Annotated in this window: 18 protein-coding genes; 6 read left to right on the top strand and 12 right to left on the bottom strand. The window is 51.3% G+C overall.

All coding sequences use genetic code 11. The features are described 5' to 3' along the window. The first annotated feature begins 221 nt into the window (after positions 1–221). Positions 222–3,542, top strand: a complete 3,321-nt coding sequence (locus MES37_RS17715) for an autotransporter outer membrane beta-barrel domain-containing protein (protein WP_064540543.1) — start codon at positions 222–224, stop codon at positions 3,540–3,542. A gap of 39 nt (positions 3,543–3,581) precedes the next feature. On the opposite strand, the gene MES37_RS17710 is transcribed toward MES37_RS17715, so the two are convergent. The 3 genes from MES37_RS17710 to MES37_RS17700 all read right to left on the bottom strand — a co-directional run bounded on the left by MES37_RS17710 (position 3,582) and on the right by MES37_RS17700 (position 6,517). Next, the gene (locus tag MES37_RS17710) at positions 3,582–4,889 is read right to left on the bottom strand and encodes a TRAP transporter large permease (RefSeq protein WP_064540546.1); all 1,308 of its coding nucleotides are present in this window, start codon (positions 4,887–4,889) and stop codon (positions 3,582–3,584) included. Positions 4,890–4,901: 12 nt separating this feature from the next. Then, positions 4,902–5,435 carry a TRAP transporter small permease gene (locus MES37_RS17705; protein ID WP_208856712.1) on the bottom strand — a complete coding sequence of 178 codons (534 nt, stop codon included), beginning with the start codon at positions 5,433–5,435 and terminating at the stop codon, positions 4,902–4,904. A 68-nt stretch (positions 5,436–5,503) separates the two neighbouring features. Continuing rightward, positions 5,504–6,517 (bottom strand): TRAP transporter substrate-binding protein, encoded by a 1,014-nt coding sequence (locus MES37_RS17700; RefSeq protein ID WP_064540549.1) that lies wholly within the window; start codon positions 6,515–6,517, stop codon positions 5,504–5,506. 454 nt (positions 6,518–6,971) lie between these two features. Between MES37_RS17700 and MES37_RS17695 the strand changes: the two genes are divergently transcribed. Both MES37_RS17695 and MES37_RS17690 read left to right on the top strand, forming a co-directional pair. Then, positions 6,972–7,289 carry a type II toxin-antitoxin system RelB/DinJ family antitoxin gene (locus MES37_RS17695; protein ID WP_121814439.1) on the top strand — a complete coding sequence of 106 codons (318 nt, stop codon included), beginning with the start codon at positions 6,972–6,974 and terminating at the stop codon, positions 7,287–7,289. Continuing rightward, the gene (locus tag MES37_RS17690; protein WP_237932184.1) at positions 7,231–7,536 is read left to right on the top strand and encodes a type II toxin-antitoxin system RelE/ParE family toxin; all 306 of its coding nucleotides are present in this window, start codon (positions 7,231–7,233) and stop codon (positions 7,534–7,536) included. Before MES37_RS17695 ends, MES37_RS17690 begins: the two co-directional genes overlap by 59 nt. Positions 7,537–7,604: 68 nt before the next feature. Here the strand turns inward: MES37_RS17690 and MES37_RS17685 are convergent, their stop codons facing one another. From MES37_RS17685 to pmbA, 3 genes are all read right to left on the bottom strand, one after another. Beyond that, a complete protein-coding gene (locus tag MES37_RS17685) occupies positions 7,605–8,186 on the bottom strand; it encodes a hypothetical protein (RefSeq protein WP_064540558.1) in 582 nt (193 codons plus the stop codon). Between the two features lie 66 nt (positions 8,187–8,252). Then, a complete protein-coding gene (gene cybC, locus MES37_RS17680; protein WP_064540559.1) occupies positions 8,253–8,639 on the bottom strand; it encodes a cytochrome b562 in 387 nt (128 codons plus the stop codon). Between the two features lie 56 nt (positions 8,640–8,695). Then, positions 8,696–10,048, bottom strand: coding sequence for a metalloprotease PmbA (gene pmbA, locus MES37_RS17675; protein ID WP_064540562.1), 1,353 nt, complete (start codon positions 10,046–10,048; stop codon positions 8,696–8,698). Between the two features lie 99 nt (positions 10,049–10,147). Here pmbA and yjgA point away from each other — a divergent pair, with 99 nt between their 5' ends. Then, positions 10,148–10,699, top strand: a complete 552-nt coding sequence (gene yjgA / locus MES37_RS17670; RefSeq protein WP_064540565.1) for a ribosome biogenesis factor YjgA — start codon at positions 10,148–10,150, stop codon at positions 10,697–10,699. Between the two features lie 129 nt (positions 10,700–10,828). Here the strand turns inward: yjgA and mpl are convergent, their stop codons facing one another. Further along, a complete protein-coding gene (mpl, locus tag MES37_RS17665) occupies positions 10,829–12,199 on the bottom strand; it encodes a UDP-N-acetylmuramate:L-alanyl-gamma-D-glutamyl-meso-diaminopimelate ligase (protein ID WP_237932182.1) in 1,371 nt (456 codons plus the stop codon). 174 nt (positions 12,200–12,373) lie between these two features. Between mpl and fbp the strand changes: the two genes are divergently transcribed. Next, on the top strand, positions 12,374–13,372 hold the full coding sequence (fbp, locus tag MES37_RS17660) for a class 1 fructose-bisphosphatase (RefSeq protein ID WP_064540570.1): 999 nt from the start codon (positions 12,374–12,376) through the stop codon (positions 13,370–13,372). 509 nt (positions 13,373–13,881) lie between these two features. On the opposite strand, the gene MES37_RS17655 is transcribed toward fbp, so the two are convergent. The 5 genes from MES37_RS17655 to ytfQ form a co-directional block, all read right to left on the bottom strand. After that, positions 13,882–15,435, bottom strand: coding sequence for a methyl-accepting chemotaxis protein (locus tag MES37_RS17655; RefSeq protein ID WP_232887227.1), 1,554 nt, complete (start codon positions 15,433–15,435; stop codon positions 13,882–13,884). Between the two features lie 60 nt (positions 15,436–15,495). Beyond that, a complete protein-coding gene (gene yjfF, locus MES37_RS17650) occupies positions 15,496–16,506 on the bottom strand; it encodes a galactofuranose ABC transporter, permease protein YjfF (protein WP_121814441.1) in 1,011 nt (336 codons plus the stop codon). Continuing rightward, on the bottom strand, positions 16,493–17,524 hold the full coding sequence (ytfT, locus tag MES37_RS17645) for a galactofuranose ABC transporter, ATP-binding protein YtfT (protein WP_121814442.1): 1,032 nt from the start codon (positions 17,522–17,524) through the stop codon (positions 16,493–16,495). Before ytfT ends, yjfF begins: the two co-directional genes overlap by 14 nt. A 10-nt stretch (positions 17,525–17,534) precedes the next feature. Continuing rightward, positions 17,535–19,034 carry a galactofuranose ABC transporter, ATP-binding protein YtfR gene (gene ytfR / locus MES37_RS17640; RefSeq protein WP_133522806.1) on the bottom strand — a complete coding sequence of 500 codons (1,500 nt, stop codon included), beginning with the start codon at positions 19,032–19,034 and terminating at the stop codon, positions 17,535–17,537. A gap of 116 nt (positions 19,035–19,150) precedes the next feature. Then, on the bottom strand, positions 19,151–20,107 hold the full coding sequence (ytfQ, locus tag MES37_RS17635; RefSeq protein WP_133522805.1) for a galactofuranose ABC transporter, galactofuranose-binding protein YtfQ: 957 nt from the start codon (positions 20,105–20,107) through the stop codon (positions 19,151–19,153). Positions 20,108–20,401: 294 nt separating this feature from the next. Between ytfQ and ppa the strand changes: the two genes are divergently transcribed. Further along, positions 20,402–20,927, top strand: a 526-nt coding sequence (gene ppa / locus MES37_RS17630) for an inorganic diphosphatase (RefSeq protein ID WP_064540588.1), incomplete at its 3' end; no start/stop codon positions are given.

Below are 20,927 nucleotides of genomic sequence, written 5' to 3'. Positions count from 1 at the left end.
CACTTATTATTAGTAAGGCGATTTATATTCCGCCACATTTTTAAAAATGATACATTACAGAATAACAACCGTATCTAAAGTAGATAAATCACATCTAAGCAAATCAATAAAACCCATTTCATCACAACCATGCAGAGGGTTTATTGCAGCCAATAAATAACAGACAATAACAACCTTTATATCACGATCGTAAGAACCATAATTCCTGAGACAACATACGTATGAAATATATTTATAAAGCAGTATCCCGCGAAGGGCTGGGTTTAATTATTGTTGCTTCGCTGTGTAGCACCGCAGCACACGCAGTCACCGTCAATGGCACGAAAACTGTTGCCGACCTTCCGGCAAATCCGGATGCATTATATGTAGGCGAAAGCGGTACAGGTTCTCTGCTGATTAAACAAGGCGAGACAGTTGTCGCAGGGCAAGACACGGGCGGTGATACTGGTTCCGTCCTCGGCTATAGCAGAGGTGATAGCGGAACAGTAACGGTCAATGGTGGCACCTGGTACGATAGTGTGACTTCCGCCAATGCCCCGTCAGGCCGCGGAACCACCGCAGTAGGTGGCGGAGGCGTAGGTACACTGAATATTAATAATGGTGGCAAAATGTACACCATGTTTATTAATGTCGGGCAAAACAGAGGGGGTACAGGTGTCGTTAATGTCGATGGTGCCAATTCCCATATATTTGCGACTGCCGACTCAGGTTCCGGGATCACCGTCGGAACCAGTGGCACAGGGACAGTAAACATTACTAACGGAGGTAAAATCACTTCCACCTCCGGGACTTCTATTGGTTACAACGCTGACTCTAACGGTACAGTGAACATCAGCGGCAGCGGTTCAAACTGGACGGTTACCGATGGCCCAATGCGCGTGGGAGCCAGCGGTGTGGGTACGTTAAATATCTCGGCTGATGGTTCATTGAACAGCGATGGCGGGGAAATTGCCTCAGGGAGCGGATCTTTCGGTACCGCTTCCATAAGCGGCCCTGGCTCAACATGGAACGTCGGAACAAACAACACACTCTCGATTGGTTTTACATCTACCGATGCCAGTGTGACACAAAGCACGGGCACGTTGATTGTTGAAAACCAAGGTAAAATGGTTGCCGAAGGCGGCATCAACGTGGCTGGCGACGGAAGTAAGATCTACGTCGGTGCGAAGGAAGGTTCAACAGCGACTGCGCCAGGCACACTGGAAACACCAACAATTGATTTGCGCAATGCCAACAATGCGCTGGTGTTTAATCATTCTGACACTTCAGGAAATTACCTGTTCTCACCGGTCGTGTCAGGCAATGGCTCAGTGACCAACTTAAACGGCACAACCGTGCTGACTGGCGCGAATACCTACACCGGTGGCACCACCATCAGCGGCGGCACTCTGCAACTGGGTAATGGCACTACGGCGGGGTCACTGGTTGGTGATGTCCTCAACAACAGCGAATTTGTCATCAATAACCCAGCGGAAACCACACTGTCTGGTGTGATTTCCGGCACAGGTTCGATGACTCAACAAGGTGCTGGCACCACCATTTTAACCGCCCAAAATACCTACACCGGCAAAACTATCGTCAATGCAGGCTCTCTGCGTACTGATGTAGTTAATAGCATTGCTACCAGCAATGAAGTCAACGTCAATGGCGGTGTGCTTGATCTGAACGGCAATAACCAACTGGTGAATCGCCTTGGCGGCACCGGTGGCCAGGTTCAGCTTAACGGCGCAACGCTGACAACCCATAACGCGACGACCGCGGACAATTCCACCTACGCCGGTGACATTGTCGATGGCACCTCAAAAGGCAGCCTGACCAAAACCGGTGACGGTTCCCTGACGCTGACCGGTAAAACAGGCTGGACAGGTGACACCCATATCGATGGCGGCGAGTTAGTGCTTGATGGCAGCAACGGCGGCGCACAGCTAGTCAGTAATATCATCGCCAAAGACAACACTGCGCTTTCTCTGCGTAACGGTGCAAATCTGACCGGCTGGATTGACCCAACCGACGTCAACATCGATAAATCCAGTAGCTGGGATATGACTGCGGATTCCGTAGTCGACGATGTTAACCTCGCCGGGACTATCCGTTATGCCGCGCCAACGACCTCGCCAATGACAAGCGGGCACACCCTGACCGCCAATAACTGGAATGGCCAGGACGGTACTCTGGTGATGAACACTGTTTTGGGTGATGACGCTTCCGTAACCGACAAACTGCTGGTCAACGGTAATACCAGCGGCAACACTTTTATGCAGATCAACAATGTCGGTGGGCACGGAGCGAAGACGGTTGAAGGCATCGAAGTTGTTGATGTCAAAGGCCAGTCTGACGGTACCTTCACCAAATCAGGGCGTATTGTTGCCGGCGCGTATGATTACAGCCTGGTGAAAAAAGGCGCTAACTGGTATCTGACAAGTCTGGATACCACACCGCCAACCGAGCCTGCGCCGGGTGTGCCACCAGCACAACCGCCACTGACTTCACCTGACCGGTCAGCACCAGCACCAACGCCAACACCAACGCCGTCAGAATCAGGTCAGCAAGGCACACCGACTGTTCGCCCGGAATCAGCCAGCTATACCGCTAACCTGGCGGCAGCTAACACCATGTTTGTGACCCGACTGCATGACCGTTTAGGGGAAACTCAATATACCGATGCGCTGACCGGCGAGCAGAAAGTCACCAGCCTGTGGTTACGTCAGGTTGGCGGGCATAACAACTGGAGAGACAGCAGCGGTCAGCTCAAAACCCAAAGCAACCGTTACGTGGTGCAACTGGGCGGCGATCTGGCACAGTGGAGCGGCGACGGCCTGCAACGTCTGCACCTTGGGGCGATGGGCGGTTACGGCAACAACAGCAGCAACAGCCACTCCAGTGTTACCGGTTATCATTCCAAAGGTTCTGTGGATGGTTACAGCGCCGGGCTTTACGCCACCTGGTATGAAAATGACGAAACACATCAGGGTACTTATGTGGATAGCTGGGCGCAGTACGGCTGGTTCAACAACGATGTGAAAGGCCAGGATATTCAGGGCGAGTCCTACAAATCAAGCGGTATCACCGCTTCCATTGAGCTGGGTTACACCCACAAACTGGGCGAGTACACCGGCAGCCAGGGTTCGCTGAATGAGTGGTATATCCAGCCTCAGGCACAGGCTATCTGGATGGGTGTTAAGGCAGACGACCACCGTGAAAGTAACGGCACACGCATCAACGGTGAAGGTGACGACAATATCCAGACTCGTCTGGGTGTGCGCACTTACCTGAAAGGCCACAGCAAAGTGGATGACGGTAAAAACCGCACCTTCCAGCCGTTTGTGGAAGTTAACTGGATCCATAACACTCAGGACTTCGGCACCCGCATGGATGGCGAGAGCGTTTATCAGAGTGGCGCACGCGATATCGGGGAAATTAAAACCGGTGTTGAGGGGCAGCTGAATAACAATCTGAATCTGTGGGGTAATGTCGGCGTTCAGGTCGGCGATAAAGGCTATAACGACGCCGCCGCAATGGTTGGGGTAAAGTACAGCTTCTAAATTAAATTTTGAGCGGGGTTTCCCCCGCTCATTTTTTTATTATTTTACCAGACCCATACTCTGTGGCAGCGCCATAGAGATAGCCGGTAAATACGTCACCATCATCAGAACAATCGCAATCACCGCGAAGAACGGCAGCAACGGTTTAATCACGCGCTCAATCTTAATATCCCCGACTTTACAGCCGGTAAATAAGATTGGCCCTACCGGTGGTGTAATCGTGCCGAGCGACAAGTTAAACACCATCATGATACCGAACTGCACCGGGTCCATGCCAAACTGCATGCAGATTGGCAGGAAGATTGGGGTGAAGATTAATACCGCAGGCGTTGGGTCCATAAAGGTACCCACCAGCAGCAATACCACATTCATAATCAGCAGAATAACAACAAAGCTGTCAGTCGCAGAAAGTAGGCCGGAAGCAATCAGCGCAGGGATTTTGGTAAACGCCATCACCCACGACATGATAGAAGACGCCGCCAGCATGAAAATAACAATCGCGGTCATTTTCGCGGTCGCGAGGAATATCTGCGGCAAATCGTCCAGTTTGATGTTGCGATAAATAATGCCGAGCACCAGCGAATAAACCACCGCAATTGCCGACGCTTCAGTCGCGGTAAATACGCCGCCCAGAATGCCGCCAATCACCACAACAATCATCATCAGGCTTGGAATCGCATCAAACAGAATACGCAGCGTCTGGCCTTTGTCAGCTGAACGGTCAGCCACATAACCGCGACGTTTAGCAATTATCCCGGCGACAATCATCACGCCTAAGCCCCAGAGAATACCCGGCACGTAACCGGCCATAAACAGCGCAGAAATTGATACGCTACCCGCAACCGTTGCGTAAACAATCAGTGAGTTGCTTGGCGGGATCAGCATACCGGTTGGTGCAGAAGCGATATTCACCGCGGCACTAAACGCGGGATCGTAGTTCTCTTTTTTCTGAATCGGCGACATGATGCCGCCCACTGCCGCCGCCGAGGCCACGCCAGAACCGCTGATGGAACCAAACAGCATGTTGGCGACCACGTTGGTTTGTGCCAGAGGGCCAGGCAGGAAATTACTGACCATTTTTGCGCAGTTAATTAAACGAATGGCTATCCCGCCATTGTTCATTAAATTCCCCGCCAATATAAAGAAAGGAATGGCTAATAAGGCAAAGGAGTCGAGGCCAACAAAAACACGCTGAGCAGAAGTTAATATCGCACCATCGAACGGCAGAATAAGTAACATCGCTGCAAAAGAAGAAATGCCGATACTGATACTAATTGGCGCACCCGCCATCAGCAAAATTAACACACCGCTAAACATTACTAGCGCAACAACAATCGCAATATCCATGTCGACACCTAATCAATCTTGTTTCGAAGAGAACTTTCTGAACAGCCCATATTGGTTATACAGGCAATAGAACAGCGTCAATGCGCCGCTTAGCGGGATCGCAATGTAGATAATGCCGATAGGAATTTGTAAGGCGGAATCAAGCTGTGCCATCTGGCGGTTCATACCGATATACCCACCAATAGTCAGCACCAGCAATGCAAATACAGAAGTGGCAAGCTCACCCAATATTTCCAGTGAAAGGCGGAATTTACGCGGCATTTTGTCGCGCATAAAAGTAATCGCCATATGCTCGCGCAGGCCAAAAACATAAGCCCCACCAATCAGTACCAGCCAGATAAACAAATAACGCGCCAGCACTTCGCTAACCGCACTCGGGCTATTAAATAAATAACGGGAGGCCACCTGCCAGGTCACCAGCAAGGTCATTAAACCGACAATCAGAATACACAGTGAGGACGCAACTTTATCAACGGCCTGTTTTACTCGCGTCAGCTGCGAATAAAAACCAGATGTGGACATGGGGGCGGGTTGAGCAACTTTCATTTTAATCTCCAAGGGGGATGAAAACATCCCCCTAAACTTCTCTACTCAAGCGACTTCAGGATGGGTAATTACTTGGCCAGCTCACGAATTTTTTCGTACAACGCTTTTTGTTCAGGCGTGGTTAACATCGCAGATTGCAGTGGCTTGCAGCTTTCCTGGAAAGGCTTGATATCCACTTCGGTAAAGGTTGCACCCTTATCTTTTGCAGTTTGACGCGCACCATCAAGGGCTTTATCCCACAGCTCAAATTGAGTCACGGTGCTCTCTTTGGCTAATTTGCGGAACAGTTCGCGGTCGGCTTCATCCATTTTGGCGAGGAAGCTTTCGTTAGCCACTAACAAGTCAGCCACCATCACGTGACGCGTGTTTGAGAAGTAAGGTGCCACTTCGTATTGTTTGAGGTCAGCGTAAGTAATTTCGTTGTTCTCAGCACCGTCCAGCACGCCCTGTTGGATGGCGGAGTACACTTCACCCTGCCCCATTGGTACGCCTGTGCCGCCCATGCAGCTCAGCATTTTGATCATCGTGTCAGACTGCATCACACGGATTTTCTTGCCCTTCATATCGGCCGGGCTGGTGACTGCGGCACCTTTGGTATAAACGCTACGTGCGCCCGCGGTATACGCGGTGACCACTTCAAAGCCGGTTCCTTTGGTGGAAGCAAACAGGCTGTCGAGCACACCAGAAGTAAACACTTTGCGCTGGTGTTCAGGGTTGTCGTAGACGTATGGCATCGCCAGAACAGAGAAGTTTTTATTGAAGTTTTCGACCAGTGGGTTCGCCACTACGGCCAACTGAATTGCACCGGACTGCACCAGTTCCAGTGATGCACGCTGGTCGCCTAACAGTTCATTCGGGTGGATTTCGAGTTTGTAACGGCCTTTAGTTTCAGATTCCAGCTTTTCGCTGAAAGAGACTAATGCTTTGTATTGTGGGTTATTTTCGGATTGGTTGAACGCAGTTTTCAGCGTTACGGTGCCTGTTGGGGCAGCGTCATCGCCACATCCGCTCAGCAAAATCGTGGCCGCGACAGCGGTAGCAACTAGCGAAATTTTTGGCAAAACATGTTTCAAATGCAGCATCCCTAAGACTCCCTAATATCCATAGTTTCGATGTGGAACTAATTCGATTCGGAAGTATTTACTCACTGAAAGCCGATAAAATGAAACATTATTTCACTCAAAAAGAAATTTCGATTCATTTTGTAATTAAGATCTCAAAACCACGCCGCCTGAAGATCAAAAAACACACAGTCTTTGTGTCAAAAAACAACAAATGGGTTATGAACCAGTGAAGAAAATGTGGTTTCAGGACACTTTATCGGAAACTTTTAAGGGGGAGGCATTCAGGCAATCAATGAAAAATGGTGATTGCGAGACATGCCGCAGAGTGAAGTTATGACGGTGGGCGGAGGGAGGAAAGTTTGTAAAATGGTTACGACTGTTTGAGGCGAACGGTTTCAGGTGATGACTTTGCCGTAGTTGAATAAGTCCGAATTGTAGCTACAATGAAGCTACTCAAACAAAGGAGGCAATAATGGACTCAGTCATTCGTACTCGCATCGACAGCCAGACAAAACAAAAAGCCACCGAAATCCTCGAAAGTTGTGGTCTGACAATGAGCACCGCACTGCGGCTTTTTGTCGAACAAGTGGTGATTAATGAAGGCCTGCCATTCGACATTAATCGTAAACCCAGTCCTCGCCTGATTCAGGCCATGCGCGAAACGCAAGAGATCCTTCAAAACGGCAAAAGTGGATTTTCCGATGTAAACGAGCAAATGGACGCACTGAATAATGGCCAACAACAAACGGGTGAAGCTGCCGTATCAGACAAAACACACAAAATCATTTAGCAAAGCCTGGGAGCGTTACAACCAAGCTGGCCGCCATGACATGAACGCTGTTTCAGCGGCAATGTGGCTTATTGCTTCACGTAATCCTTTACCGGCTTATTACTTCGACCATGCTCTAACGGGGGAATATAGCGGGTACAGAGAACTGCATATTGGGGGTGATTATTTACTGGTGTATTACGTTGATGAAGCCAGCAGAACTGTTGCCTTTTCTGATTTAGGCACCCATGCCGAACTGTTTGAATGAGTGATTAGCAAGCTGCTGTTATTTCCCCTCTCCCCAAAATCAGAAAGAGGGGTTCAACGCATGGCGGGTTATTTAGCCTGCTGAGCAGTGATTTTAATCGAGTCGGTGTAGGTCACACGGACACTTTGGTTCACTTTCATCTCTTTCAAACGCGCCTGAACTTCTGGGTCTTCAACAGTAATCACTTTCTCCTGCCCTTTAGGGCCGACGAAGGTCACGGTGTTGTTTTTCAGATCGATATGTTTGATTTTAAGCTGAACGTTAACCTGACGGAAAGCTTCGTGCTCTGGGCTTGCTTCGGTGGCTTTCTCCATCCCTTTGGTGGATGAAGCGGTTGGCGCGGCTTTATCAACATTGGTATCAAAAGCGACGGCAACAGAGCGTGTCACGGTGGTATCAACAACATCACCGGCTTTCAGATTAGCCAGCGTACCGGTTTCTTCTGGCACGTTGAATGAGACTTTATTGCCCTTCTCTCCCTCTAAAACCACGACATGGTTTTTTTGATCAACGGAAACGACTTTCGCAGAAAAATGATCGGCCTGGAAATCTCCCGCGACTGGCAAAATTTGGGCATTGGCGGAAAAAACGCTAAACGCGAGTAACGAAACGGTAGCGGCACTTTTAATAATCGTTTGAATCGGTTTCATAAATCAGATGTCCTTATAAAGATATGCAGATATGTTCAGGCCCTCAATGGAAGGACCAGTATCAGCTTAGCGGTATTTTTTATGGTAGGCATTACGAGTGGTTTTAAACTCTTCCGCCGCCGCTTGTGCTTCTTTCACTTTGCCTTCGTTGGCCAGTTTCAGCGCACCATCGATTTGACCGACCAGTAAATCCAGGCCGTGGCGGTAGTCTTTCATCTCCGCGCTATCCGCGGCTTTGCTTTCAAGTTTAGGGGGAGTGCCTTTTTGCGCATCCAGTGCTGCGGTACGCATATTGTTGAGCGAGGTTTTTAGCTCAGCCGCGTTATCGGTTTTCAACACGGTTTTGTAGTTCTCCGCGATGATATCCATATCATCACCCACATCTTTCGCCATGCTCGTTGCGGAAAATAACACGGTCGATACAGCCAACATTGCAATCAGTTGCTTTCGCATGAATCAATCACCTCTTTATTATAAGAAGGGTGCGGCAGGTCGCACCCTTTGCCAATTTACTGACCGGCGATTTTCATCTCCGGCAACAGCACTGAACCACATTGAATATTACTGCGCTTCTCAATATCGCTACCTACTGTGACAATTTCACGCCACATATCTTTCAAGTTTCCGGCGATAGTGATTTCGCTCACCGGATATTGAATTTCGCCATTCTCAACCCAGAAACCAGACGCACCGCGTGAATAGTCGCCAGTGATACCGCTCACGCCTTGCCCCATCAATTCAGTCACAACTAAACCGGTGCCCATTTCTTTGAGCATGCCTGCGAAGTCCAGGCCGCGCCCTTCGATGCGCCAGTTGTGAATGCCACCCGCATGGCCGGTGCTTTTCAGGCCCAGTTTGCGTGCGGAATAGTTGGTCAGCAGCCACTGTTGCAGGATGCCGTCCTTGATGATGTCACGGCGCTCGGTACGTACGCCTTCGCTATCGAACGGCGTAGACGCCAGGCCTTTGAGCAGATGCGGATGCTCTTCAATGGTCAACCATTCCGGCAGGATTTGTTTACCCAAAGAATCCAGCAGGAAAGTAGATTTGCGGTACACCGAACCACCCGCAATCGCGCCTACCAGGTGACCGAACAAACCTGTCGCCGCTTCTGCTGCAAACATCACCGGAGCTTTCATAGTAGACAGTTTACGCGGAGACAAGCGCGCTAAAGTGCGGCGCGCACATTCAATGCCCACGGATTCAGGGCTATCCAGGTCTTCCATCGCGCGGCCAATAGTATAGGCGTAATCACGCTCCATCTCACCGTTCACTTCAGCAATCACGCAGCTGGAAAGTGAGTGGCGTGTGGAGCAATAGCTTTGCAGCATGCCGTGGCTGTTGCCGAAAACTTTGATGCCGTAGTGGCTGTTAAAGCTGCCGCCTTCGGTATTGTTGATGCGCTTATCGACGTTCAGCGAAGCATTTTCAGCACGTGCGGCTAACTCAATAGCGCGGTCAGCGTCCATTTCTGTCGGGTGGAAAAGATCTAAATCTGGCGCTTCAAAGGCCAGTAATTCTTTTTCTGCCACACCGGCGAATGGGTCCGGGGAGGTGTATCTGGCGATATCCAAAGCCGCCTGCACGGTACGCGCAACGGCATCCGGGCTTAAGTCAGTCGTGGAGGCGCTGCCTTTACGGTTTTGATGATAAACGGTGATGCCTAACGCACCATCGCTATTAAATTCGACGTTTTCCACCTCACCGTATCGGGTGCTTACGCTGATACCAGTGGTTTTACTGACGGCGACTTCTGCGCCATCGGACTGAGCGGAAGCCAATTCCAGCGCCTGAGATACCGCTTGTTCCAGAACCTGACGTTGTTGTGCTACTTGCGTGTTTACTTTCATCGCTACTGCCATAATGTAAGGTGAGTGAATTAAGTCTAACCCAGAACAGAACAATTTCGCAGTGAACAGGCTTTACTGGTAGAATTAGCCACTTTTTTTAAGGAGCCTAATATGACTAAGCAGCCCGATGACTGGCTCGACGACGTCCCAGATGACGAAAATGAAGACGAAGATGATGAGATTATCTGGGTCAGTAAAAGCGAAATTAAGCGTGATGCCGAGGAATTAAAACGCCTGGGTATGGAACTGATGGAGTTGGGCAAGAACGCGCTCGACAAAATCCCTCTTGATGAAGATTTGCGTGCCGCGATTGATTTGGCTCAGAAAATCAAAAAAGAAGGCCGTCGCCGTCAGGTTCAGTTAATTGGCAAAATGATGCGTTCGCGCGACATGGACCCAATCCGCGTAGCGCTCGATAAACTGAAAAACCGCCACAACCAGCAAGTTGCCCTGTTCCACAAACTGGAAGCATTGCGCGATCGTCTGGTTGAAGAAGGTGATGACGCGATGACCGAAGTGCTAAGACTTTACCCAGAAGCTGACCGCCAGCAACTGCGCGTATTGATCCGCAACGCCCAGAAAGAGAAGGCCACTAACAAGCCGCCAAAATCTTATCGTCAGATATTCTCATATCTGCGTGAACTGGCTGAAGCCCAGGGTTAGGACATCAGAATTTGTAGGGTGGATAAGCGCAGCGTCATCCACCAAATAATGTCGGATGGCGCGTTGCTTATCCGACCTACGAATGAATTTTACCGCCTTTAAAAAAACCCGCATTTGCGGGTTTTTCCATTACTGGTTTTCAGCTTTCTTCGCTAACCCATCCAGCAATTTCTGGTGGATACCACCAAAACCGCCGTTGCTCATCACCAGAATATGGTCGCCAGGCAGGGCGGTTTTCACCACCATATCCACCAGCGTGTCGACATCCGCACTCCAGTGCGCTGGTTGAATGCAGGCTTCCGCGACTTCTACCACTTGCCATGGAATATGCGGAGGCTGAAGCAAGAACACTTCATCTGCACGACCTAAAGATGGCGCGAGATCGTCTTTGCTCAGCCCCATTTTCATGGTGTTAGAACGTGGCTCAAGCACCGCCAGAATACGTGCGGTTCCGCCTACTTTGCCGCGCAGTGCCGCAAGCGTTGCCAGAATCGCTGTTGGATGGTGAGCAAAATCGTCGTATACCGTTACGCCGTTTTCTTCACCGCGCAATTCCAGGCGACGACGGGCGTTCACAAAACTATCCAGTGCTTTCGCGGCATCCGCAGGTGTAACACCAACATGACGCGCAGCGGCAATCGCCATCAGCCCATTATGCATATTGTGTTCGCCAACCAACTGCCAGTGCACTTCGCCGACACGCTCGCCATCCAGATACACTTCCCAATTGGAAGCATCAGGGTTGAGTTTCTTAGCCTGCCAGTGGCCTTGCTCACCCACCAGCTCTTGCTCGCTCCAGCAACCCATCGCCAGCGTCTGCTTAATATTGGCGTCGTTTTCCGGCCAGATGATTTTCCCCTGCCCCGGTACGATGCGCACCAGGTGGTGGAACTGTTTCTGAATCGCTTTCAGATCGTCAAAAATATCCGCGTGATCGAACTCAAGATTATTGAGGATCAACGTGCGCGGGCAGTAATGCACGAATTTGGAACGTTTATCGAAGAACGCACAGTCGTATTCATCTGCTTCAATCACGAAGAATGAGCTTTCACCCAAACGTGCAGAAACATCAAAATTACCCGGCACGCCGCCGATGACGAAACCAGGCTTGTAGCCGCAGGCCTCCAGAATCCAGGTCGCCATGCCTGCCGTCGTCGTTTTGCCGTGCGTCCCCGCCACCGCAATCACCCAACGGTCGCGCAGCACAAAGTCGTGCAACCACTGTGGGCCTGACATGTAAGGAATGCTTTTCTCCAGCACCGCTTCAACACACGGGTTACCGCGAGTCATAGCGTTGCCGATGATCACCAAATCCGGTTGTGAGTCGAGCTGGCTTGGGTCGTAACCCTGGATTAAATCAATACCCTGCTCTTGTAACAGAGTGCTCATTGGCGGATACACATTAGCGTCCGAGCCAGTAACTTCATGGCCGAGCGAGCGAGCCAGCATTGCCAGACCACCCATGAACGTGCCGCAAATACCCAAAATATGAATGCGCATAAAACTGTCCTTTTATTCTTAGGCACACATTCTAACCGCATGTTGAATGGTGGCAAATCGCATTTCAGGTTATTCCGCATTTAGCTGGCGCGATTCACCTGTACGCTACTATTTGAATATTTGTTAGGATTGTTGCAATCGTTTTACTCAACTGACAGATGCAGGGAAAGGGTTATGAAAACGTTAGGTGAATTTATTGTCGAAAAGCAGCACGAGTTCTCGCACGCAACCGGTGAACTGACTGCCTTGCTGTCGGCGATAAAGCTCGGCGCAAAAATTATCCACCGCGATATCAACAAAGCGGGTCTGGTGGATATTCTGGGTGCCAGCGGAGCTGAAAATATCCAGGGCGAGGTACAGCAAAAACTCGATCTGTTCGCGAACGAAAAACTGAAAGCAGCATTGAAAGCCCGAGGGATTGTGGCCGGTGTTGCTTCCGAAGAAGAAGATGACATTGTTGTTTTCGAAGGCGCGGAACATGCCAAATATGTGGTGCTGATGGACCCGCTCGACGGCTCATCTAACATCGACGTCAACGTGTCAGTCGGGACTATTTTCTCTATCTATCGCCGTATCACGCCAGTCGGCACACCTGTTACCGAAGCTGATTTCCTTCAGCCAGGCAATCGCCAGGTCGCGGCAGGTTATGTCGTTTACGGCTCCTCAACCATGTTGGTTTACACCACCGGTTGTGGTGTACACGCCTTCACTTACGATCCTTCACTGGGCGTGTTCTGCCTGTGCCAGGAACGTATGCGCTTCCCGGAAATTGGCAGCACCTATTCCATCAACGAAGGGAACTACATCCGCTTCCCAACTGGCGTGAAGAAATACATTAAGTTCTGTCAGGAAGAAGACGCCAACACGCAGCGCCCATATACCTCACGCTACATTGGTTCTCTGGTGGCAGATTTCCACCGTAACCTACTGAAAGGCGGGATTTATTTGTATCCAAGTACCGCAAGCCACCCACAAGGGAAATTGCGTTTACTGTATGAAGGTAACCCGATGGCGTTCCTTGCGGAACAAGCCGGCGGTAAAGCCAGCGACGGTAAAGAGCGAATTCTGGATATCATCCCTGAAACCCTGCATCAACGCCGCCCGTTCTTTGTCGGTAACGAGCATATGGTTGATGATGTTGAGCGTTTTATTCGTGAGTATCCGGACGCATAATTTTTGCCTTCACCCTCTTCCACGGGAGCGGTCTCTTATACACAACTCGTCCTGGCAATCTTGTCAGGACGAGATCTGTTAGCCTCGCAGGTTTTCCGTTCACCCTTGCGTTCAGTTACCTCTTTAATTCCAGTAAACGGTGAACGTATCAAGGGGTTAACGCCAACCCCTTGATAATCCAGGCGCCCGGCAAATCAATCGCCGCTAAAGCGGTAAACACCGTTTTTCACCCAACATTCGGGGTCGTTCGCGATCCGTTCCCGACGATCGCTCTCTCACGTGGTTCCCGACCACGTGACCCCAACTGAAGGGTAAAAAACACCGCGATTGAAGCCGGGGACAAGGTCAAAACCGCTCTGGCTTTTGACTTTGACCTTGAATTTCGGGTCCGGCTCGGCAGGAAGCGGCCCTCAAAGATGTGACTAAGAGACAGCCCACGGGAGAGGGATTGCCCGGTTTTCTCCCTCTCCTTCAAGGAGAGGGTCGGGGTGAGGATGGCTTTCAAAAAATCAACACCTGAACGTCGCCATTGCCGCCACCAAATGCTGCGACTGCTCCTCCAGTGAACGTGTAGCCGCGGTCGATTCCTGAACCAATGCCGCATTCTGCTGTGCCGCTTCATCCATCTGACTCACCGCAATATTCACCTGTTCGATACCATAACTTTGCTCATTTGACGCATTAGCGATTTCACTCACCAGGCGAGTCATGCGCATCACTTCTTCGGCAATTTCATCCATCGTTTCACCGGCTTGTTGAGCCAGTTCCCGGCCTTCGCCAACATGATTTTGCGACTCAGAAATCAACGAGCGGATCTCTTTTGCTGCATCGGCGCTGCGGCTTGCCAGAGTGCGAACTTCGCCTGCCACCACCGCAAAGCCACGCCCTTGTTCACCGGCTCGCGCCGCTTCAACCGAGGCATTCAGCGCCAGGATATTGGTCTGGAAGGCGATACCGTCGATAACGCTAAGGATGTCGGCAATACGATCGGAACTGCTGGAGATATCACGCATTTTTTCAATCACGTAGCACACCATTTCGCTGCCACGGTCGGCGGTATCGGACACGTCTTTGGCGAGTTTATGCGCTTGCCCGGCGTTGTCGGCGTTCTGTTTCACCGTCGCGGTGATCTGTTCCATGCTGGCAGCGGTTTGCTCAAGAGAAGTGGCGGTCGATTCAGTACGCTGAGCCAGGTTCTGGTTGCCTGCCGCCAGTTCGCGGCTGCCGGTATCAATTTGCGAACTGGCGTCACGCACGCGGCTTACCGATTCCATCAGCGAATCACGCATGATGGTAATTGCCGCGGCCAGACGGCCAAATTCGTTATTACCCGCAGGCGGCAACGGCTGGGTCAAATCACCTTTGGCGACAAACTCCAGTTGCTCAATCGACTGATTCAGCGGTTTAAGCAGTAAGTGACGTAGCGCCAGCCACACCAGCACGATAATCCCGGCGGTGAGCAATGCCGCGATAATAATCAACGTCAGAACAATTTTTTTGTGCAACTGCACTGCTTCAACTTCGCTGTTGCCGCGCGCCTCGCCCCACTGCTTGAAAATATCGACGTCAGTATCAAACTTTTGCGATAGCGGAATCAGCGTCTTTTCCAGCAGGTCGTAGTAATCATCAGGGCTTTGTTTGCTAAGGGCGGCAAGCATTGGGTTAATGCCTTTTGCGAGGTATTCCGCATAACTTTGCGATAAATTCTGCACCAGGCGGTTGCCCTCGTCGTCATTCACGCCGTTGTCGATAAACTCTTTGAGCTGCTGTTGCGCCTGAGTGACATCACTGGCCACGTAATCTGTGGATTTGGCCGCATCCTCCAGCAAACCAATCTCCATCTGCCTGACCGCCTGCCCTGCACCATTACGCGCCCGTAGCAAAGAAACATAGCCATCAGACAAACGCACCATCTGTTCGCCCTGTAAGCGATTGATTTTCTGAAGTGAAGTCGAGCTTTGTTGCAGCGCATAAATGCCCATGCCGCTGACAAATAACAACAGGAAGGTCATGACTGCCAGTAACGTCAGCAGCCCCGTGCGAATAGACAAATTTCTCAACATGCTCTTTTCCCGGTGACAGAACGATGGGTGTGTTATCGGCCATCACCGGGGAAAGTTTAATCAAAGCGATTGAGCTTTGTTCGGCTTCACATCAACACGCTTCACTGGCGAGCTCTGGCGGTTTTCCCACAGCACCGTCAGGCCGCGCTGTAGGGCGATGAAAATGAACAGCAAAATGCCGATGGCGATTTTCGTCCACCACGAACTGAGCGTGCCGTCGAAGTTGATATACGTCTGAATCAGCCCCTGAATCGCCACGCCAAACAGCGTGCCCAGCACCGTTCCGACTCCACCACTTAACAGTGTGCCGCCGATAACCACCGAGGCAATGGCGTCCAGCTCAACGCCCATTCCCGCCAGCGCATAACCCGCTGAGGTATAGAGCGAAAACACAATTCCGGCGAGCGTGGCAAGCCCGGTTGAAAGCATATAAATGCGGATGGTGGTGCTGCGTGTGGAAATCCCCATCAGGTTTGCTGAAGTGGCGTTGCCGCCAATCGCATAAACCTGGTTACCAAAGCGGGTACGGTGCGCAAGGAAAATGCCGATCACTACTACGGCTAACATCAGCAGCCCCATGGCACTTAAACGGCCGCCACCAGGAATGCGCCAGGCGAGGTTGGAAAGCGTGTCGTAAATCGGGTGATCAATGGGAATGGACTCTTCGGACACCAGGTAGCTAACCCCGCGCAGGAAGAACATTCCAGCGAGCGTAATGATAAAAGCGGGGATTTTCAGCCCATCAATCAGCAGCCCCATAAACGCGCCAAAGGCACAACCCATTGCCAGCACCAGCGGGAAAGCCACCAGCGGCGATAACCCCCAGAAGCCGATCGCTTTGGCGAGGAATACCCCGGTAAAGGCGATCACCGAACCGACCGAAAGATCGATGCCGCCAGAGAGGATCACAAAGGTCATGCCGACGGCGATAATTCCCAGAAACGCGTTATCAGTCAGAATATTGCAAATTACCCGCGTTGAGGCAAAACCGGGGAATTGCGTCAGGCAGTACAGATACCCCAGCACAAACACCGCCAGGGTAATCATCAACGGCAAGTTACGTTTGATCATGGCGACGGAGTCCTTTGAGCAAAGCAATAAAACGCGGTGACTGAACAATCAGCACGCACATCACCACCACTGCTTTCACCACCTGGTTAAGCTCAGGCGGGAAACCAGAAAGCAGAATGCCAGTGTTCATCCCCTGGATAATCAGCGCGCCAATCACGGAGAGCGCGATGTTAAAGCGCCCACCCATTAACGAACCGCCACCGATCACCACCGCCAAAATGGCGTCCAGCTCCAGCCACAATCCGGCGTTGTTGGCATCGGCACCGCGAATATCTGCGGTGACGATGATCCCGGCAATTGCAGCGCACAGGCCGCTGAGCACGTAGGTCAGCATCACGACGAGGCGAGTATTCACCCCGGCGTTTTTCGCCGCGCGAATGTTAATCCCAACCGATTCAATAAACAGACCCAGCGCCGTTTTACGGGTGAATAGCCAGAAAACCAGCAGCGTTGCCAGCACGATAATCACCGGCGTCGGGAAGAAGAACAGCGCGCCGCTGCCAAGGTATGAAAGGTTGGGCGAGTTGAAGGTAACAATTTGCCCGGCAGTAATCAGTTGCGCCACACCGCGCCCGGCAACCATCAGGATAAGTGTCGCGACAAACGGCTGAATCTTGAGGATCGCTACCAAAATTCCGTTCCACAAACCCGCCAGAATACCGACACCAAGTGCAGAGAGGATCACCACCGTCAGGCTGTGCCCGTCGACGGTTAACGTTGCCGCCGTGGCACCTGCAATCGCCATCACTGCGCCAACTGAAAGATCGATACCGCCGGTGGCGATCACCAGCGTCATGCCAATGGCTAATAATGCGACCGGTGCCGCACGGTTAAGAATGTCTATCGGGCTGCCAAATAACCGCCCGTTTTGCACCACAATATCGAAGAAATGGTTGGCGACCAGGCTATCAACCAGCAACACCAGCACCAATGCGACCAGTTGCGGAATGCCTGGTGGCCAGCGAAAACTGCGCTTTGGCTTTTCAACTTCGGCCTGCGGCAATGAACGAGGCATCACGTTTAACTCCTTATGCCGCAATGGCATTCATAATTGCCGATACGGAAAGCTCAGCGAGTGGGATCTCCGCCACTTGCTGCCGGTCACGCATGATGATCACGCGATCCGCATACCCCACCAGCTCTTCGAGTTCGGAAGAGATAACCAGCAGCGCCAGTCCATCGGCACACAGCGTTTCGATCAGACGGATAATTTCAGCATGTGCGCCAACGTCGATCCCACGCGTCGGTTCGTCGAGGATCAGGAATTGGGGTTTGGTCAGTAACCAGCGCGACAGCAGGACTTTTTGCTGATTGCCACCGGAGAGAAATTCAATCGGCTGATCCGGGCCGGGCGTGCGGATACCCAACTGGCGGATAAACCGTTCCGCTATCTGATATTGCTCACGCTTTGGAATTGGCCGCAGCCAGCCGCGCTGGGCCTGCAATGCCAGAATGATGTTTTCACGTACCGAGGCGGCGGCAATAATGCCGTCAGTTTTCCTGTCTTCCGGGCAAAAACCAATCCCGAGCGACGAGGCTTTATGCGGCGATCGCAGCGATTGTTGCTTGCCTTTGATCCACGCATTACCGCTGTCTGCTGGCTTGATCCCAAATATCACTTCGGCGGTTTCGGTGCGCCCGGATCCCAATAGGCCCGCCAGGCCGACGATCTCACCGGGGCGGACTTCAAGATTGAACGGGTTGATCACCCCTTTCTTGCCGAAATCTTTGAACGCTGCAACGGGCTTATCGCTTAGTAAGGTGCGGCCTGCGCGGTTCAATGCGTTGGTTTCCAGCTCACGACCTAACATCATTTTGACCAGCTCGATCTGCGGTAACTCGGCGGTTTTGCGCGTGCCGACAAACGCGCCGTTGCGCAGAACGGTGATCCTGTCGGTAACTTCATAAACCTGATCGAGAAAGTGAGTGACAAAGATCAGGCTGACGCCCTGATCGCGCAACTGGCGCATCAGAGTGAACAGCATTTCGACCTCTTTGGTATCGAGGCTGGCGGTCGGTTCATCAAGGATCAGCACTTTGGCCGACAGATCAATGGCGCGGCAGATCGCGACGATCTGCTGCATCGCCACGGAATAGCGGTTCAGCGGCTCGGAAACATCCAGCGAAAATCCGTAGGATTCCATCAAGCGGGTGGCGCGCTTTTCCATCTCTTTGCGCTGTAAAAAGCCAAAGCGACGCGGCTCGCGGCCAATAAACAGATTGTCTGCCACCGACATGTTCGGCAGCAGGTTAACTTCCTGGTACACCGTACCGATACCGAGTTGCTGGGCGTGGGCGGTGTTTTTTGGCGAGATAAGCTCACCTTCGAGGTAAATATTGCCGCTATCGCGCTGATAAACGCCGGTAAGGGCTTTGATAAGCGTTGATTTCCCTGCTCCGTTTTCACCCAGTAGCGCCATGATTTCGCCACGATTAAGGCTAAAGTCCACTTTGTCGAGCGCCTTAACCCCTGGGAAATGTTTCGATAAGCCTTCCGTGCGCAGAATTTCCTGATTGTTTGTGTTCATTATTAGACCCTCACCCCAACCCTCTCCCTAAAAGAGAGAGGGGGAAAAATCAAACCACACTCGATCCAATCCCCTCTCCCCTTAGGAGAGAGGGCTAGGGTGAGGGGTAAAGCAGCTTAGTAGCCCATCGATTTTTTCTTCTCTAGCTCTTCTTTCGCGGTATCCGGGAGGTACAGCGTTGATTTAGTGATGGTCACTTTTTCCGGCATGGTGCCGTCTTTCTTGAATTTCTCGAGTGCGTCAAACGCCGGGCCTGCCATGTTTGGCGTCAGCTCAACACTGGCGTTAGCTTCGCCATCCATCATCGCTTTGTAGATGTCCGGTACGCCGTCGATTGAACCAGTCAGAATATCTTTGCCTGGTTTCAGACCCGCTTCTTTAATCGCCTGAATCGCCCCGATCACCATGTCATCGTTATGCGCGTAAACCATGCAGATGTTTTTGCCGTTGTCCTCAGCTTTGATGAAGCTCTCCATAACTTCTTTACCTTTGCTGCGGGTAAAGTCACCAGACTGAGAACGGATGATTTTCACGTTAGATGCTTTAGAAATGGCGTCCGCAAAACCTTTTTTACGGTCGATTGCTACGCTCGCGCCCACGGTGCCTTGCAGCTCAACCACGTTACACGCTTTGCCGTTCAACTCTTTGAGCAACCATTCGCCAATGAGCTGGCCTTCCAGCACGTTGTTGGCAGTGACGACGGTCATATACAGCGATTTATCTTTAACATCGATATTACGGTCGAGCAGGAATACCGGGATTTTTGCCTCTTTTGCTTCTTGTAATACCGGCTCCCAACCCGTGGCGACGATTGGCGCAATGAAGATGGCGTCTACGCCCTGGGCGATAAATGAACGTACAGCTTTAATCTGGTTTTCTTGTTTTTGTTGGCCATCGGCGATTTTCAGCGTGATTCCACGTTTTTGAGCTTCGCTCTTTGCAACGGACGTTTCTGCTGCGCGCCAGCCGGATTCAGAACCTACCTGCGAAAATCCGACCGTTAACGGAGCCGCTATCGCCATAGACGACATGGCTGCGGAGACAGCTGAGACCAAAAGTAAGCGCTTCCACATAGGTACATCCTCGTAGGGTTATTGTTGGTTAAATTGTGGACTTCGAAAAAAACTATAGTCGACGTGCGGCGTAACAGAATGAGTTACATCACAATTCAAACAAGTCACCTGCAAGCTTGTAACCGCTTACACAATTTTATTAATAATACGGCTATGTTTATGGATTTTTCCGGTGTCGGAAGGTTCTGGAAACGGGTGCTGGTGAGAAGTGAAGGCAAAAAGAGGCGAAGACATTTAAATCGAGTTAGCTATAATACGCGGCACTTGAATGACATCAGTTTAAAGGAAAAAGACATGAGCTTACTCAACGTCCCTGCGGGCAAAGATATGCCGGAAGACATCTACGTTGTTATCGAAATCCCAGCGAACGCTGACCCTATCAAATATGAAATTGATAAAGACACCGGCGCGCTGTTTGTTGACCGTTTCATGTCCACTGCAATGTTCTATCCGTGCAACTACGGCTACATCAACCACACCCTGTCTTTAGATGGTGACCCGGTTGACGTTCTGGTTCCAACTCCGTACCCACTGCAACCAGGTTCTGTGATTCGCTGCCGTCCAGTTGGCGTGCTGAAAATGACCGACGAAGCGGGCGAAGATGCCAAGCTGGTTGCGGTTCCGCACACCAAACTGAGCAAAGAATACGATCACATTAAAGATGTGAACGACCTGCCAGAACTGCTGAAAGCGCAGATCTCCCATTTCTTCGAGCAGTACAAAGCTCTCGAGAAAGGCAAATGGGTTAAAGTTGAAGGCTGGGACAACGCAGCAGCGGCTAAAGCAGAAATCATTGCTTCCTTCGAGCGCGCTAAGAAGT

The organism is Buttiauxella sp. S19-1 (genome assembly GCF_022134725.1).
GTDB lineage: Bacteria > Pseudomonadota > Gammaproteobacteria > Enterobacterales > Enterobacteriaceae > Buttiauxella > Buttiauxella ferragutiae.
This window is presented reverse-complemented; position numbering and strand designations above follow the sequence as displayed.

Excerpts from the sequence above, each read along its gene's own strand:
- MES37_RS17715 (WP_064540543.1), top strand. The coding sequence starts at position 222 with ATGAAATATATTTATAAAGCAGTATCCCGCGAAGGGCTGGGTTTAATT.
- MES37_RS17710 (WP_064540546.1), bottom strand. The coding sequence starts at position 4,889 with ATGGATATTGCGATTGTTGTTGCGCTAGTAATGTTTAGCGGTGTGTTA.
- MES37_RS17705 (WP_208856712.1), bottom strand. The coding sequence starts at position 5,435 with ATGAAAGTTGCTCAACCCGCCCCCATGTCCACATCTGGTTTTTATTCG.
- MES37_RS17700 (WP_064540549.1), bottom strand. The coding sequence starts at position 6,517 with ATGCTGCATTTGAAACATGTTTTGCCAAAAATTTCGCTAGTTGCTACC.
- MES37_RS17695 (WP_121814439.1), top strand. The coding sequence starts at position 6,972 with ATGGACTCAGTCATTCGTACTCGCATCGACAGCCAGACAAAACAAAAA.
- MES37_RS17690 (WP_237932184.1), top strand. The coding sequence starts at position 7,231 with ATGGCCAACAACAAACGGGTGAAGCTGCCGTATCAGACAAAACACACA.
- MES37_RS17685 (WP_064540558.1), bottom strand. The coding sequence starts at position 8,186 with ATGAAACCGATTCAAACGATTATTAAAAGTGCCGCTACCGTTTCGTTA.
- cybC (WP_064540559.1), bottom strand. The coding sequence starts at position 8,639 with ATGCGAAAGCAACTGATTGCAATGTTGGCTGTATCGACCGTGTTATTT.
- pmbA (WP_064540562.1), bottom strand. The coding sequence starts at position 10,048 with ATGGCAGTAGCGATGAAAGTAAACACGCAAGTAGCACAACAACGTCAG.
- yjgA (WP_064540565.1), top strand. The coding sequence starts at position 10,148 with ATGACTAAGCAGCCCGATGACTGGCTCGACGACGTCCCAGATGACGAA.
- mpl (WP_237932182.1), bottom strand. The coding sequence starts at position 12,199 with ATGCGCATTCATATTTTGGGTATTTGCGGCACGTTCATGGGTGGTCTG.
- fbp (WP_064540570.1), top strand. The coding sequence starts at position 12,374 with ATGAAAACGTTAGGTGAATTTATTGTCGAAAAGCAGCACGAGTTCTCG.
- MES37_RS17655 (WP_232887227.1), bottom strand. The coding sequence starts at position 15,435 with ATGTTGAGAAATTTGTCTATTCGCACGGGGCTGCTGACGTTACTGGCA.
- yjfF (WP_121814441.1), bottom strand. The coding sequence starts at position 16,506 with ATGATCAAACGTAACTTGCCGTTGATGATTACCCTGGCGGTGTTTGTG.
- ytfR (WP_133522806.1), bottom strand. The coding sequence starts at position 19,034 with ATGAACACAAACAATCAGGAAATTCTGCGCACGGAAGGCTTATCGAAA.
- ytfQ (WP_133522805.1), bottom strand. The coding sequence starts at position 20,107 with ATGTGGAAGCGCTTACTTTTGGTCTCAGCTGTCTCCGCAGCCATGTCG.